Annotated in this window: 16 protein-coding genes; 11 read left to right on the top strand and 5 right to left on the bottom strand. The window is 72.1% G+C overall.

From position 1 onward, the window contains the following. Window positions 1-279: 279 nt before the first annotated feature. A complete protein-coding gene (gene phoU / locus AB0K60_RS31625; RefSeq protein WP_364063464.1) occupies window positions 280-942 on the top strand; it encodes a phosphate signaling complex protein PhoU in 663 nt (220 codons plus the stop codon). Window positions 943-984: 42 nt separating this feature from the next. Here the strand turns inward: phoU and AB0K60_RS31620 are convergent, their stop codons facing one another. The 3 genes from AB0K60_RS31620 to mshA are packed head-to-tail and all read right to left on the bottom strand — an operon-like array spanning window position 985 to window position 3,609. Next, on the bottom strand, window positions 985-1,728 hold the full coding sequence (locus tag AB0K60_RS31620; RefSeq protein ID WP_364063461.1) for a phosphoglyceromutase: 744 nt from the start codon (window positions 1,726-1,728) through the stop codon (window positions 985-987). Between the two features lie 10 nt (window positions 1,729-1,738). Then, a complete protein-coding gene (locus tag AB0K60_RS31615) occupies window positions 1,739-2,290 on the bottom strand; it encodes a YbjN domain-containing protein (RefSeq protein WP_364063584.1) in 552 nt (183 codons plus the stop codon). A gap of 26 nt (window positions 2,291-2,316) precedes the next feature. Further along, the gene (gene mshA / locus AB0K60_RS31610; RefSeq protein ID WP_364063458.1) at window positions 2,317-3,609 is read right to left on the bottom strand and encodes a D-inositol-3-phosphate glycosyltransferase; all 1,293 of its coding nucleotides are present in this window, start codon (window positions 3,607-3,609) and stop codon (window positions 2,317-2,319) included. A 136-nt stretch (window positions 3,610-3,745) separates the two neighbouring features. Between mshA and AB0K60_RS31605 the strand changes: the two genes are divergently transcribed. Both AB0K60_RS31605 and AB0K60_RS31600 read left to right on the top strand, forming a co-directional pair. Beyond that, window positions 3,746-4,513 carry an SDR family NAD(P)-dependent oxidoreductase gene (locus AB0K60_RS31605; protein WP_364063455.1) on the top strand — a complete coding sequence of 256 codons (768 nt, stop codon included), beginning with the start codon at window positions 3,746-3,748 and terminating at the stop codon, window positions 4,511-4,513. A gap of 122 nt (window positions 4,514-4,635) precedes the next feature. Beyond that, window positions 4,636-5,421 carry a class I SAM-dependent methyltransferase gene (locus AB0K60_RS31600; RefSeq protein ID WP_364063451.1) on the top strand — a complete coding sequence of 262 codons (786 nt, stop codon included), beginning with the start codon at window positions 4,636-4,638 and terminating at the stop codon, window positions 5,419-5,421. Here the strand turns inward: AB0K60_RS31600 and AB0K60_RS31595 are convergent. Beyond that, window positions 5,411-5,926 carry an O-acetyl-ADP-ribose deacetylase gene (locus tag AB0K60_RS31595; protein WP_364063448.1) on the bottom strand — a complete coding sequence of 172 codons (516 nt, stop codon included), beginning with the start codon at window positions 5,924-5,926 and terminating at the stop codon, window positions 5,411-5,413. The two genes, AB0K60_RS31600 and AB0K60_RS31595, sit on opposite strands and share 11 nt — an antisense overlap. Window positions 5,927-6,236: 310 nt before the next feature. Here AB0K60_RS31595 and AB0K60_RS31590 point away from each other — a divergent pair, with 310 nt between their 5' ends. The 8 genes from AB0K60_RS31590 to AB0K60_RS31555 all read left to right on the top strand — a co-directional run bounded on the left by AB0K60_RS31590 (window position 6,237) and on the right by AB0K60_RS31555 (window position 12,106). Continuing rightward, entirely contained in the window at window positions 6,237-6,644 is a 408-nt protein-coding gene (locus AB0K60_RS31590) for an isoamylase early set domain-containing protein (RefSeq protein WP_364063445.1), read from the top strand. Window positions 6,645-6,805: 161 nt separating this feature from the next. Further along, entirely contained in the window at window positions 6,806-7,162 is a 357-nt protein-coding gene (locus AB0K60_RS31585; protein WP_364063442.1) for a BlaI/MecI/CopY family transcriptional regulator, read from the top strand. Beyond that, window positions 7,159-8,085, top strand: coding sequence for a M56 family metallopeptidase (locus AB0K60_RS31580; RefSeq protein WP_364063439.1), 927 nt, complete (start codon window positions 7,159-7,161; stop codon window positions 8,083-8,085). The genes AB0K60_RS31585 and AB0K60_RS31580 overlap by 4 nt, the downstream gene beginning before the upstream one ends. Window positions 8,086-8,147: 62 nt before the next feature. Beyond that, a complete protein-coding gene (locus AB0K60_RS31575) occupies window positions 8,148-8,624 on the top strand; it encodes a helix-turn-helix transcriptional regulator (RefSeq protein ID WP_364063436.1) in 477 nt (158 codons plus the stop codon). A gap of 4 nt (window positions 8,625-8,628) precedes the next feature. Beyond that, window positions 8,629-9,108, top strand: coding sequence for a hypothetical protein (locus AB0K60_RS31570; RefSeq protein WP_364063433.1), 480 nt, complete (start codon window positions 8,629-8,631; stop codon window positions 9,106-9,108). Between the two features lie 174 nt (window positions 9,109-9,282). Then, window positions 9,283-9,618 (top strand): DUF2516 family protein, encoded by a 336-nt coding sequence (locus AB0K60_RS31565; protein WP_364063430.1) that lies wholly within the window; start codon window positions 9,283-9,285, stop codon window positions 9,616-9,618. A 26-nt stretch (window positions 9,619-9,644) separates the two neighbouring features. After that, window positions 9,645-10,361, top strand: coding sequence for an alanyl-tRNA editing protein (locus AB0K60_RS31560; protein WP_364063427.1), 717 nt, complete (start codon window positions 9,645-9,647; stop codon window positions 10,359-10,361). A 92-nt stretch (window positions 10,362-10,453) separates the two neighbouring features. Further along, the gene (locus AB0K60_RS31555; RefSeq protein ID WP_364063424.1) at window positions 10,454-12,106 is read left to right on the top strand and encodes a DUF2207 domain-containing protein; all 1,653 of its coding nucleotides are present in this window, start codon (window positions 10,454-10,456) and stop codon (window positions 12,104-12,106) included. A 26-nt stretch (window positions 12,107-12,132) separates the two neighbouring features. On the opposite strand, the gene AB0K60_RS31550 is transcribed toward AB0K60_RS31555, so the two are convergent. Further along, window positions 12,133-13,080: an asparaginase gene (locus AB0K60_RS31550; RefSeq protein WP_364063422.1), complete on the bottom strand. Its 948-nt coding sequence runs from the start codon at window positions 13,078-13,080 to the stop codon at window positions 12,133-12,135. Window positions 13,081-13,121: the final 41 nt, after the last annotated feature.

The following is a 13,121-nucleotide window of genomic DNA, read 5'->3' as shown; positions in this document are numbered from 1 at the left end:
CCAACCTCCACGCCCCACTTCCACGCCCCACTTCCACGCCCCACTTCCACGCGCGGACGCGGGCACGCCGGGATCGCGCCGCCGCCCAGGGCAGCGCGGATCGTCCCTGTCGCCGCGCCGGATCCCACCAGCCCTCCCTCGCCGGGCCGTCAGCCCGTCCGCTCACGTCATCGATGGTAGGCGGCCCGCGACGGGACGTCCGTGCTCAGCGGCTCCCTTACCGTAAAGTTCACTTTCTGGACGGGGTTCGTTCATTACTACACGCGTAGCGTTTGCGGCATGCGCGACGCTTATCACGAGGAACTCGACTCGCTCACCGACCGGCTGGTGGAGATGACCCGGTTGGTGCGTTCCGCCCTCTCGCGGGGCACAACCGCGTTGCTCGACGCCGACCTGCAACTCGCCGAGAGCGTGATCTCCCATGACGAGGAGATCAACTCGCTGTTCGCGGAGGTCGAGAGCCGCATCTCCGAGCTGATGGCGACCCAGCAGCCGGTCGCGGTCGACCTGCGCGTCGTGATCGCCGCGCTGCGGATCGCCGGCGACCTGGAGCGCATGGGCGACCTCGCGGAGCACATCGCCAAGGTGGCGCGCATGCGGCACCCGGACACGGCGATCCCGATCGAGCTGCGTGACACGATCATCGAGATGGGGCAGATCGCCGAGCGGCTCGTCAGCAAGGCGGGCACCTGCGTCGCCACCAGGGACGTCGAGCTCGCCAAGGAGCTGGAGTCCGACGACGACGCGATGGACCGGCTGCACCGCCGCCTGTTCCGGGTGCTGCTGAGCAACGACTGGTCGCACGGCATCGAGGCGGCGATCGACGTCACCCTGATCGGCCGCTACTACGAGCGCTACGCCGACCACGCGGTGCGGGTCGCCCGCGACGTCGTCTACCTCGTCACGGGCGACCGCGCCCTTAACGGCTCCTCGACAGCCTGAATCCAAGGGGCCTGAATCCAAAGGGCCTGAAGCGGCGGGGCGCTACCTGCCCTGGTTGGCCACGGCCTGGATGGCGGCCTCGGCCGCCTCCGGGTCGAGGTACTCGCCGCCCGCCTTGACCGGGCGGAAGTGCTCGTCGAGCTCGTACCGCAGCGGGATGCCGGTGGGGATGTTCAGCCCGGCGATCTCGGCGTCGCCGATGCCGTCGAGGTGCTTGACGAGCGCCCGCAGCGAGTTGCCGTGCGCCACGACGAGCACCGTGCGCCCGATCGCGAGGTCCGGCACGATCTGGTCGTACCAGTACGGCAGCATGCGCCCCACCACGTCCTTGAGGCACTCGGTACGCGGCATCAGCTCGGGCGGCAGCAGCGCGTAGCGCGGGTCGCCCGCCTGGGAGTACTCGTCGTCGTCGGCGATCGGCGGCGGCGGCACGTCGTAGGAGCGCCGCCACAGCATGAACTGTTCGTCGCCGAACTCCTCACGCGTCTGCGCCTTGTTCTTGCCCTGCAGCGCGCCGTAGTGACGCTCGTTGAGCCGCCAGTGCCGGCGCACCGGCAGCCAGAGCAGGTCGGCGGCGTCGAGCGCCAGGTTGGCCGTCTGGATGGCCCGGGTCAGCACCGAGGTGTGCACGATGTCGGGCCGCAGCCCGGCCTCGGCCAGCAACCGGCCGCCGCGCGCGGCCTCCTGCTCGCCCGCCGCCGACAGCTTCACGTCCACCCAGCCGGTGAACAGCCCTTTCGCGTTCCACTCGCTCTCGCCATGCCGCAGCAGCACCAAAGTCGCCATGCCCTGGAGCTTACTGGGTGCCGCCCTCCCCGGTACGGCGGACCGGGTCGGCGAACCGCGCGAACGCCTGAAGGTTCGCCAGGGACTCCCCCCGCTTCACCCGCCAGTCCCACTCCCGCCGGATCGAGGAGGCGAAGCCGAGCTCCAGCGCCCGGTCGAAGTTCTCGTCGGAGTAGGTGAGCACGCACCCGAGCAGCCGGTCGATCTCCGGCCCGGACACCGACTCCAGCGCCACCCGCCCCACCAGGTACACGTCCCCGATCGGGTCGAGGGCGAAGTGCACCCCGTACATGCCGCCGTTGCGGGTGAGCAGGAAACGGTAGAACGCGGCGTGGTTCTCGTCCGGCTGCCGGCAGAAGAACGCCTCCACGTGCAGCGCGTGGTCCTCGACGATGAGCCAGGTCATGGTGGCGAGCTTGTGCTGCCCCTCCAGCCGGACGAGGAACGCCTCGGGGCGCGGGCGCTCGAAGGCGACGCCCGCCTCCTTCAGCGCCTCCTCGATCACGGCGGGCACCCGCGCCGCCGCCGCGCTCACCGGCCCGCTCGCCGCCTGCCCGCCCATGACGGGACCGTCCGGGGTCGGGATGCTCATAGGTTGACCGCCACGGGAGTGCGGTGCAGTTCGGCCATGGCTCCGGTATACACCTCGGCGAGCCGGGCCGCGGTGGCCGACCAGCCGAAGGCGGCGGCGTGCGCCACGGCGTCACGGCCCATCGCCGCCCGCAGGTTCGGGTCGGCGATGAGGCGGCGCAGCGCCTGCGCCCAGTCGTGCGGGTCGTGGCCCTCGACGAGCAGGCCGGACACCCCGTCTCGTACGGCGGTGCGCAACCCGCCCACCGACGCCGCGCACACCGGCGTGCCGCATGCCTGGGACTCCAGCGCCACCAGGCCGAACGACTCGTTGTGCGACGGCACCACGGTGACGTCGGCGGCCCGATACCAGTCGGCCAGCTCCCGCTGGGGCGCCGGGGGTGCGAACCGTACGACATCGGAGATGCCGAGCTCGGCGGCGAGGTCGATCAGGTGCGTGGGACGCGCCCGCCCGTTGCCGCTGGGCCCGCCGACGCAGGCGACGATCAGCCGGGGGCGCAGCTCGGGCTCCTCGATGAGCATGCGGGCTGCGGCCCGCAGCAGCGTGTCGGGGCCCTTGAGCGGCTGGATGCGGCCGACGAACAGCAGCACGCGCGCGCCCACGGGAAGCCCGAGCCGGGACCTCGCCACCCCCTTGGATCCGGGGCGGAACGTGGTCAGGTTGACGCCGGGGTTGACCACGCTGACCCTCGACCGCGGCGCGCCGTACAGCTCGATCAGTTCGGTGGCCTCGGCGGCGGTGTTGGCGACGAGGCGGTCGGCGACCTCGACGACCTGCTCCTCGCCGAGCACCCGGACGGTGGGCTCGGGGCGGTCGCCGTCGGCGAGCAGCAGGTTCTTGACCTTGGCCATCGTGTGCATGGTGTGCACCAGCGGCACGCCCCAGCGTTCCTTGGCGAGCCAGCCGGCCTGGCCGGAGAGCCAGTAGTGCGAGTGGATGACGTCGTAGCGTCCGGGGTCGAAGGTCGCCTCGGTGCGCAGCACCCCGGACAGGAAGGCGCACAGCTGTCCGGGGAGGTCCTCCTTGTCCAGGTCCTCGTACGGCCCGGCGGTGACGTGCCGTACGAGCACGCCGGGCGCGAGCTCGACGGCGGGCGGCAGGTCGCGGGCCGTGCGGCGGGTGAAGATCTCGGTCTCGATGCCCAGGGCCGCCAGCCGCTTGGCCGCCTCCACGATGTACACGTTCATCCCGCCGGCGTCGCCGGTGCCCGGCTGGTCGAGCGGGGACGTGTGCATGCTGATCGTCGCGACCCGGTTGACCCGGCGCCGGCCGACCGCGAGTCGCGGCATGGACACCACCTCCGATGTCTACCCAAGAGAGAAGAACCCACAGAAAGGAGTACAACTTTGGGTATATCACCCGACATTCCCAGGACCATGTCCTCGGCGTGTCGGGGCCGGGCGGCGCGCTGGCAGGATGGGCGGCATGACGAAGACAGCAGTGGTGACGGGTGCGAGCAGCGGCATCGGCGCGGCGACGGCGCGCCGGCTCGCCGCCGAGGGTTTCCACGTGGTGGCGGCGGCCCGGCGGCGCGACCGGCTCGACAAGCTGGCCGCCGAGGCGGGCGCGGCCGAGGGCGGCGGGCCGGGCGTCGAGCCGTTCATGCTCGATGTGACCTCCCAGGAGTCGGTGGACGCGCTCGCCGCCGCCGTCACCCGCTGCGACGTGCTGGTCAACAACGCCGGCGGGGCGATCGGCATGGACCCGGTGGCCGAGGGCGACGTGGCCGACTGGCAGCGGATGTACGACGTGAACGTGCTCGGCTCGCTGCGGGTCACCCGGGCGCTGCTGCCCAAGCTGATCGCCTCCGGCGACGGGGTGCTCGTCATGCTCACCTCGACCGCCGGGTTCATCGCCTACGAGGGCGGCGGCGGGTACGCGGCGGCCAAGCACGGCCAGACCGCGATGACCGAGACGCTGCGCCTGGAGCTGTGCGGCGAGCCGGTGCGGGTCGTGGAGGTCGCGCCCGGGATGGTCAAGACCGAGGAGTTCTCCGTCAACCGCTTCGGGGGCGACGTCGAGCGGGCCGAGAAGGTGTACGCGGGCGTGCCCGATCCGCTGACCGCCGACGACGTCGCCGACGCGGTCGTCTGGTGCGCCACCCGGCCGTCGCACGTGAACATCGACCGGCTGGTCATCCGGCCGCGTGCCCAGGCGGCGCAGCACAAGGTGTACCGGGTCGCCGACGCCTGAGCCATGCGCGTGCCAGTCCCCCCGGCCGCGACGCCCGCGCGGGCGCGCGGCGGGAAACGTGCGGACGGGACGGGTCCGGTCGCCGGGGCGCGGCGGACGGCCCGTCCCCGGGTCGCCGGCCGATGAGACCGGTCGGGGAGATCACCCGGGGCACCACCGGCCACAACCGGCTGCGGCGGTCGGACCGGTGGGTCGCCGCCGTGTACGGGCGGCTGCTGCGGGCGCACGACCGTCCGCTGGTCGTCGATCTCGGGTACGGCGCCACGCCCGTCACCACGCTGGAGCTTTTCGCCCGGCTTCGCGCGGTGTGCCGGTCGGTGGAGGTCGCCGGCGTCGAGATCGACCCGGCGCGGGTGGCGGCGGCTCGGCCGTACCAGCGGGGCGGCCTGACGTTCCTGCGCGGCGGCTTCGAACTGCCCGTGCCCCGGCCGCCGGTGCTGGTGCGCGCCTTCAACGTGCTGCGCCAGTACGGCGAGGCCGACGCCTGGGCCGCCTGGGACACGCTGCGTTCCCGCCTGGCCCCCGGCGGCGTGCTCGTCGAGGGCACCTGCTCGGAGATCGGCCATCGGGCGGTGTGGGCCGCCCTCGGCCCGGAGGGGCCCCGCACGCTCACCTTCGCCACCCGGTTCACCGGCTTCGACCGGCCCTCCGGCCTGGCCGAACGCCTCCCCAAGACGCTGATCCACCGCAACGTCCCCGGCGAGCCGATCCATGCCTTCCTGCGCGATTTCGACCGTGCCTGGGCGTCCTGCGCCCCCTACCGCGCCTACGGCACCCGGCACCGCTGGATCGAGACCGCCGCGCTGCTCGCCCGCGACTGGCCGGTGGCGACCGTGCCGCCCCTCGGCGGCCGTCCCCGCTGGCGCCTCGGCGAGCTGACCGTCGCCTGGGACGCGGTCAGCCGTTGAGCGCCGAGTCGAAGACGGCGTACGCGCGGGCGTCGAACAGCACGAACCTGACCTCGGCGACCCGCGTCGCGGCCTGCCGTACGGCGGTCAGGGCGATCTCGGCGGCGTCGGCCATCGGCCAGCAGAAGATCCCGGTGGACACGGCGGGGAAGGCCACGCTCGCCGCGCCGAGCTCGTCGGCGACCGCGAGCGCGTTGGTGTAGCACGCGGCGAGCAGGTGGGAGCGGTCCTCGTCGGGGGAGTGGACCGGCCCGACGGTGTGGATCACCCACCGGGCGGGCAGCAGACCGGCGGTGGTGGCGACGGCCTGCCCGGTGGGCAGCCCCTGGGGGTACGTCGAGGCCCGCAGCTTGCGGCACTCGGCGAGGATCTCGGGCCCGCCCTTGCGGTGGATCGCCCCGTCCACTCCCCCGCCTCCGAGCAGCGACGAGTTCGCGGCGTTGACGATCGCGTCCACCCGCTGTTCGGTGATGTCCCCCTGCACGAGGTTGATCCGTACGCGCACGTGTCCACCCGCCGATCGGCCTTTTCTCCGCACTCTACGGCCTACCCGCCCGCGCGGCCCGCGCTCCGGCGCGAAAAGCGGGACGAGCCGGACAACCGAGGGGGCAAAGGGCTGGCGAAGCTTCCCCAAAGCGTGGGACGGCGACGCATTCGCGCCTGTCAGCGCGGAAATGAGTGGTCTAGGCCGCACTTGTGATCTCTACGACTGTGAGAGTGCGGCCTTTCTCAGCATTTTCCGGCGATCGGCCGGTTCATGCGCATTTCCCGGCCGATCGGCTCCGGGTCATACACCGCTTCACGACGGAGGAACTGTGATCAATATCGGCAAGCCCACCGCAGGCGGCGAGGTACGGCTCACATTCGTCCTGCCGCCCGAGCAGGTCCCCGGCCCCACCTCGGTGGTAGGCGACTTCAACGACTGGAACCCCTTCGCGCACCCGCTCAGGCCCGCCGAGGACGGCACCTTCCAGGCCACGGCGACCGTGCGGTGGGACCGGGAGCTGTGCTTCCGCTACCTGGCCGCGGGCGGCCACTGGTTCGACGACCCCGACGCCGACCGGTACGACGAGCACGGCGGCCATGTGATCCCCTCCGTACGGCTGGCGCAGGCCGCCGAGAGCGCGGACGCCGACCTGGCCCACGGCGGTTTCGGCGGCGTGGACCTCGGCCCGAGCCTGGAGCGCACCAGCTTCGGGCCCGTGGCGACCGCGGGCAACTGACCTGTCCATACCGCCGCCGTACCCGGCCGGGCGCGCCGCCACCGGACGCCCGGCCCATGGGTGCGGCGGGCGGCGACCCGAACCGATCGGTCGCTTGACCGATCGTCACACTCGACGACCCGTAGTACTACCCGCCGTGGTAGCAGGTTAGGCTTGATGTCGTGAAGGGCCTGGGTGAGCTTGAACGCAGCATCATGGACATCCTCTGGGCGCAGGGCACCGCCCTCACCGCCCGCGAGGTCGGCCGCGCGATCGCCGAGCGCGACCTCGCCCCCACCACGGTGATGACCGTTCTGGACCGGCTGACCAGGAAGGGCTTCCTCACCCGCACCCGCGACGGGCGCGCGTGGCGTTACGAACCCGCCAGAAGCCGCGACGCGTACGTCGCCGAGCTTATGCTTGAAGCTCTGGACCTGACGGGCGACCGCTCGGCCGCCCTGACGAGGTTCGCGCAGGCCGTCTCGGGCGACGAGGCCGAGATCCTGCGCAAGGCCCTTACGGAGCTGGAGGAAGAGTGATCGCGGCGGTCGCCCTGGCGGTGCTCGCTCTCGCGTGCGTCCTGGCGGCCTGGCGTCTTTCCTCCGCCCGGTGGACCTGGCGGGCCCCCCGGATCGCCATCCTGCTGTGGCAGTCACTCGGCCTCACCTGGGGCCTGGCCAGCACGGGCGCGCTGTTCGCCTACGCGCTTGAGCCGTACGGGCAGGGGGTCTTCTACGGCCTGCACAGCTACCTCGGCTCGGCGATCTCGCTGGGGCTCGGCCGTGACCTGCGCACCCCCTACGACCTGTCGCGCAGCGCCGCGCTCGTCGCCGGTCTGACCCTGCTCGCCCTGCTGATCGCGGTGCTGGTGGCCGCGATCTGGCAGACGCTGCGGGCCCGGCGCCGGCACCGCATGCTGCTGTCGCTGACCGCCCACGACGACCCGCACGTGCCCGGCGTACGGATCCTGGACCACCCGGGGGCCACGGCCTACTGCGTGCCCGGGCTGCGCTCGCAGGTGGTGGTGAGCGCGGGCGCGCTGCGGCTGTTGTCGCACGACGAGCTCGTCGCGGTGCTCGCCCACGAGACCGCGCACGTACGCGAGCGGCACGACCTGGTGCTGCTGCCGTTCGCGGCGCTGCGCCGGGCGATCCCGTGGGCGCGGGTGGTCCGCGACGCGCAGGCCGCGGTGGCGCTGCTGGTGGAGATGGCCGCCGACGACCGGGCCCGCCGCCACTGCTCGGCCCGCCGCCTGGCGACGGCGCTGCTGCGGTTCGGCACCGCCGGGGCCGTGCCCGCCCCGCAGGGGGCGCTGGGCGCGAACGGTCACCAGGTGATGGCCCGCGTGGACCGCCTGATCAAGCCGAGCGCCGAGTTGTCCCGGCGCTTCCGTTTCGGCGTGCTGACGTTGTCGGCCGTCCTCGCCGTGTCGGCGCCCTCCCTGTGGGTGATCCCACACTAGACTGCTAGCAACTGTTAGCCACTGCGTTTGCAGTTGCAAGCACAGGGAGGCATACTGGAGGTATGGAACTCCCGAAGGTCAGCTCGATCGGCGAATACATTCGCCAGCAACGGCAGCAGGCGAAGATCTCACTTCGTCAGCTCGCCGCGCAGGCGGGAGTCTCCAACCCCTATCTCAGTCAGGTGGAGCGGGGGCTCCGCAAGCCGAGCGCCGAGATACTCAACCAGATCGCCAAGGGGTTGCGCATCTCCGCCGAGGCGCTGTACGTCCAGGCCGGTCTCATCGAGCATCGCGCGCCGGACAGCGGCGTGCTGGCCGCGCTCAGAGCCGACACCGAGCTCACCGAGCGGCAGCGCCAGGTACTCATCGACATCTACGAGTCGTTCCGCAGAGAAAACCGCGGCGAGGCCCCGGACCGGTCCACGCCGACCTCCCAGAATGCGCGGACCAGGCCGGAGCCCCACGGGCCGGAGGTTCTCCAAGAGGAGTCGGATTCCTCGCGGAGCGGTCAAAGTCCACCCGAACCAAAGGAAGGTTAACCCAATGCCTCTCACCGAAGAAGTCAGGAAACTGACCGACTCCAAGCCGTTCTACGCGGTCGCCGGCGCCGGCGACTACGCCGTCGAGAAGCTGCGCGAGCTGCCGGCCCAGCTCAAGGAGCTGCAGTCGCGCCGGGAGGAGCTCCGCAGCACCGCCCAGGAGCTGCCCGAGCGGGCGCGCAAGTACGCCGCCGGCTGGCAGAACAAGGCCGAGACCTACGCCAAGGACCTGCCGGAGAAGGCCCGCGAGTACGCCGACGCCGTGGCGAAGAAGGCCGCCGAGCTGTACGACGAGTTCGCCACCCGTGGCCGCAAGGTCGTCAGCCGGGTGAGCGGCGAGGCCGCGATGGAGCTTGAGGAGGTGTCCGAGGCCGCCGAGCCGCCGGTCGCCGCCCCGGCCCCGCCGAAGGCCGTCACCCCGCCCAAGACCACCACCAAGACCACCACTCGGACCACCACCCGCCGTACCACGCCCAAGGCCTGACACGCTCGCCGCGACCCCCGAGGGACACCTCGGGGGTCGCGGCGTGTCCGCGGCGACCAAAAAGGGCGACCGAAGAAGCGCGAATCACAGACCGGCCTTTGCGGTCTAGTCCGCGCATCACGGTCGGGCACTAGGCTGGAGACTGCTCATTTACGTGATCAGGTGGGAGTGGCCATGTTCGGCGAAATCCACACGGTTCTGGGCCTCATCTTTTGGGTCCTCGGCATCGGGGCGTTCGTCCTGTGCGTCTGGGCCCTCGTGCACGCGCTCCGCACCCCGGCGCGCAATTTCTCCATCGCCGGAAAGCTGACCAAGAACATCTGGCTGCTCATTCTCGGCTTCGCGACGCTGTTCACCTTCTCGGCCGCGACCCTGTTCCTCCCCGTGACCGGCATCTTCACGGTCGCGGCGGTGATCGCCGCGGGCGTCTACCTGGCCGACGTCAAGCCCGCCGTGAGCGAGCACGGCCGCGGCCGGGGCGGCAACCAGGGGCCGTACGGACCGTGGTGACCCTCCGCGCGCACTAGGCTTGCGGCATGCGCACCCATCGGCTGGAGCTTGACGATCAGAACCTGCGCGAGTGGGAGGCCGTCGTCCTTGCGGCGAGCCCCGAGGGCATCGTGCTCGACCGGTCGGCGTTCTACCCGGGCGGCGGCGGGCAGCCGCCGGACGAGGGCGTGCTGATCTGGCAGGGCGTGGAGACCCGCATCGCAGGCGTGCGCAAGGGCGAGGAGCTGGAACTGATCCCCGCCGAGGGCGACCCGATCCCGGTGCCGGGCACCACCGTGCGGGCCGCGCTCGCCGACGAGCGGCGATCCGCCCTGATGCGCACCCATTCGGCCCTGCACGTGCTGTGCGGCGTGGTGTTCCGCGACTTCGGCGCCCTGGTCACCGGCGGCAACATGGAACCGTACACCGCGCGCATGGACTTCAACCTCCCCCAGGTGCCGCCGGGCTTCAAGGAGGCCGTGGAGAACGCCTGCAACGCCGAGATCGCCGCCGATCGGCGCATCGACATCCGCGTACTGCCGCGCGAGGAGGCGTTCCAGATCCCCGACATCATCCGCACGGCGACCAACCTGGTGCCGGAGTCGGTGCGCGAGGTCCGCATCGTCGACATCGTGGGGCTGGACTGCCAGGCCGACGGCGGCACCCACGTCGCCTCCACCAAGCAGATCGGGCGCATCCGCGTCGCGAAGATCGAGAACAAGGGCAAGGGCTTCCGGCGCGTCCGTCTGGAGGTCACTGACTGAGCCCCCGGGCGGGCGTCCCGGTAGCGGCCAGAAGTCGGCGAATGCCGCTGTGTGTCCCGGTTGAACCGATGGTCCCGCTAGGCTGACGCCCCATGGTGAAGTTCGCCCGACGACTCGCTCCGGTGCTCGCGCTCGCCTGCCTGACCGCCGCCCCGATCCCGGCCGTGCAGGCGGCCACCGCACCCCTGGACACGCCCCTGGACATCACCAAGGATGAGGTGGCCCTGGAACTGCGGCCCGGCGGCGTGCTGCACGTCAAGGAGCGACTCACCTACTCCGGCGCCGCGCCCGTCCGCAAACTGATCACCCGCACCCGCCACGACGACGCCAACGACCGCGTCTACCGCGTCAGCGACCTCAAGGGCGACGGCACGCTCGCCGAGGACTCGATCACGGTCACCGGCCGGGGCGGCACGGCCACCCTGGAGTACGACGTGCGCGGCGCGTTCACCCCGCTCACCGGCGTCGAGGAGCTGCGCTGGTACGCGGTGAGCGGCTGGTCGGTCCCCGTCGAGCTGGCGACCGTCACCGTCTCCGGCGCCGCCGCCATCCAGAACCTGTCGTGCTTCGCCGGCGACCCCGCCTCCACCGTCGGCTGCACGATCGCCGAGATGGACCACACCGGCACCACCGCGACCTTCGAGCAGCAGGGCCTGCGCCCCGGGCAGGCGCTCACCATCGTGATCGGCTACCCGTCCGGGGCCTCCGGCGGCGGCAAGCCGATCCTGGAGCGGCGTTTCGACCTGGCGACCGCGTTCACCCTGAACGCGGTGACCGGCGGCGCGCTGGCCGCGCTGCTGGTCCTGCTGCTCGGCGGCCTCGGCCTGGTGTACTGGACGCGGGGGCGCGACGCCCGCGTCATGGGCCACGAGGCGCAGGCCGTCTCCGGCGTGCACGACGGCCGGTTCTCGCCGCCCGACGGCGTGCGTCCCGGCCAGATCGGCACGCTCATCGACGAGCAGGCCGACGTCGTCGACGTCACCGCCACCATCGTCGACCTCGCCGTACGCGGCCATCTGCTCATCGAGGAGCAGCCCAGGCAGACCTACGACGCCCCCGACTGGGTGCTGGTCAAGCGGCCGAACGCGCCGGTGGACGGGCTGCTGCCGTACGAGCGGGCGCTGTATGAGGCGATCTTCGACGGCCGGGACGCGGTGCCGCTCTCGCATCTGCGCGGCACCTTCACCGCGGAGCTCGGCAAGGTCCGCGACGCGCTCTACCAGGACGTGGTGCGGCAGGGCTGGTTCTCCCACCGCCCCGACACGGTACGCAGCCGGTGGACGACGGCGGGCGTGATCATCAGCGTGCTCGGCGTCGTCGCCACGGTCGCGCTGGCCTGGTTGACCGGCTACGGTCTGCTCGGCCTGGCGGTGATCATCGCCGGGGCGGCGATGGCGGTCGGCGGTCAGTACATGCCGGCCAAGACCGCCAAGGGCTCGGCGGCGCTCGCGCACACGCTGGGCTTCCGCCGGTTCCTCATCTCCGGGCAGGTCGGCGACGTGCCGCCGGAGCAGCGGGTGGAGCTGTTCTCCCGCTACCTGCCGTACGCCGTGATCTTCGATAGCGTGGAGCCGTGGGCCCGTCTCGTGGCCGACGTCGGCGGCGACGGCCGCCAGGGCGACAACCTGTACTGGTACCACGGCCCGGCCGAATGGGACCTGTCGAAGTTCGCCGACTCCATGCGCACGTTCACCACCACGACCTCCGGCGCCATCTCCGCCTCCCGCCAGTTGCGCTCCCTCTGACGGCTCCCTGTAGCGGGCGGCCGGGGTCAGGCTCCGCGCACGCGGATCTCCCCGACGGGCTCGCCCGCGCCGAGCACGGGAGTGGCGGTGAAGGGGATGAGCTCGGGCGCGTCGAGGCCGAGGGCGCGCAGGGCCGCCACGACGACGGGCAGGCGGGCCCGGCGCGCACCGTCCTCGATCTTGACCGCGCCGGCGCGGCCGTCCTCGTGCACGAAGGCGAAGAACGCCTCGGCTCCCGCCTTGGCGAGCAGGCCGGGCAGGGCCCGCATCAGGATGTTCTCGAAGCGGGTCGTGCCGCTGGTCCACTCGGGGTGCGCGCGCATCGCGTCGGCGACCCGCCGCTCCGGGCTGCCGGGCGGGGCCGCGACCAGCGCCCGGTAGGCCCGGACCACGCCGACCATGGAGACGAAGAACAGCGGCGCGCCGCAGCCGTCCACGCCGGTCGCGACGGCCCGTTCCCCGGTGAGCTCGTCCACGGTACGGCGGATCGCCCGCTGGAGCGGATGGGTGGGGTGCCGGTAGTCCGCGATCGGCCAGCCGTTGACCACGCAGGTGGCGAGCATGGCGGCGTGCTTGCCGGAGCAGTCCATGTGCACGCGGCCCGGCTCGCGGCCGGAGCGGATCAGCTCGTGCGCGGCGTCCTGGCTCTCCGGAAGCGCGGGAGGGCACTGCAGGGCGCTCTCCCCAAGACCCGCGTCGGCCAGGATCTTGCGTACGCCGTCCACGTGGAACGGCTCGCCCGCGTGGCTCGCGCAGGCCAGCGCCAGCGACCTGTCGTCCAGGTCGAGGCCCGCCCGCAGCATGCCGACGGCCTGCAGCGGCTTCATCGTTGATCGCGGCGAGACCGGGACGGCCACCTCGCCGTGCGCGCGCACCGGCTCGCCGCCGTCGGCGACCGCGAGCACCCGGGCCCGGTGCACGGACTCCACGAAGCCTGAGCGCACGACCTCCACGATCAGCGGTTCGACCGGCATGCCCACCCCATTTCGGCGCGCCTTATTTCGCCACCCGCCAC

The sequence above is a fragment of the Thermopolyspora sp. NPDC052614 genome (assembly GCF_040678635.1).
In the GTDB taxonomy this organism is placed as follows: domain Bacteria; phylum Actinomycetota; class Actinomycetes; order Streptosporangiales; family Streptosporangiaceae; genus Thermopolyspora.
The sequence above is the reverse complement of the archived record's forward strand: the minus strand, read 5'-3'. Positions and strand labels throughout refer to the sequence as shown.

Excerpts from the sequence above, each read along its gene's own strand:
- AB0K60_RS31560 (WP_364063427.1), top strand. The coding sequence starts at position 9,645 with ATGCGCACCCATCGGCTGGAGCTTGACGATCAGAACCTGCGCGAGTGG.
- mshA (WP_364063458.1), bottom strand. The coding sequence starts at position 3,609 with ATGCCGCGACTCGCGGTCGGCCGGCGCCGGGTCAACCGGGTCGCGACG.
- AB0K60_RS31570 (WP_364063433.1), top strand. The coding sequence starts at position 8,629 with ATGCCTCTCACCGAAGAAGTCAGGAAACTGACCGACTCCAAGCCGTTC.
- AB0K60_RS31575 (WP_364063436.1), top strand. The coding sequence starts at position 8,148 with ATGGAACTCCCGAAGGTCAGCTCGATCGGCGAATACATTCGCCAGCAA.
- AB0K60_RS31550 (WP_364063422.1), bottom strand. The coding sequence starts at position 13,080 with ATGCCGGTCGAACCGCTGATCGTGGAGGTCGTGCGCTCAGGCTTCGTG.
- AB0K60_RS31620 (WP_364063461.1), bottom strand. The coding sequence starts at position 1,728 with ATGGCGACTTTGGTGCTGCTGCGGCATGGCGAGAGCGAGTGGAACGCG.
- AB0K60_RS31605 (WP_364063455.1), top strand. The coding sequence starts at position 3,746 with ATGACGAAGACAGCAGTGGTGACGGGTGCGAGCAGCGGCATCGGCGCG.
- AB0K60_RS31615 (WP_364063584.1), bottom strand. The coding sequence starts at position 2,290 with ATGGGCGGGCAGGCGGCGAGCGGGCCGGTGAGCGCGGCGGCGGCGCGG.
- phoU (WP_364063464.1), top strand. The coding sequence starts at position 280 with ATGCGCGACGCTTATCACGAGGAACTCGACTCGCTCACCGACCGGCTG.
- AB0K60_RS31600 (WP_364063451.1), top strand. The coding sequence starts at position 4,636 with ATGAGACCGGTCGGGGAGATCACCCGGGGCACCACCGGCCACAACCGG.
- AB0K60_RS31565 (WP_364063430.1), top strand. The coding sequence starts at position 9,283 with ATGTTCGGCGAAATCCACACGGTTCTGGGCCTCATCTTTTGGGTCCTC.
- AB0K60_RS31555 (WP_364063424.1), top strand. The coding sequence starts at position 10,454 with ATGGTGAAGTTCGCCCGACGACTCGCTCCGGTGCTCGCGCTCGCCTGC.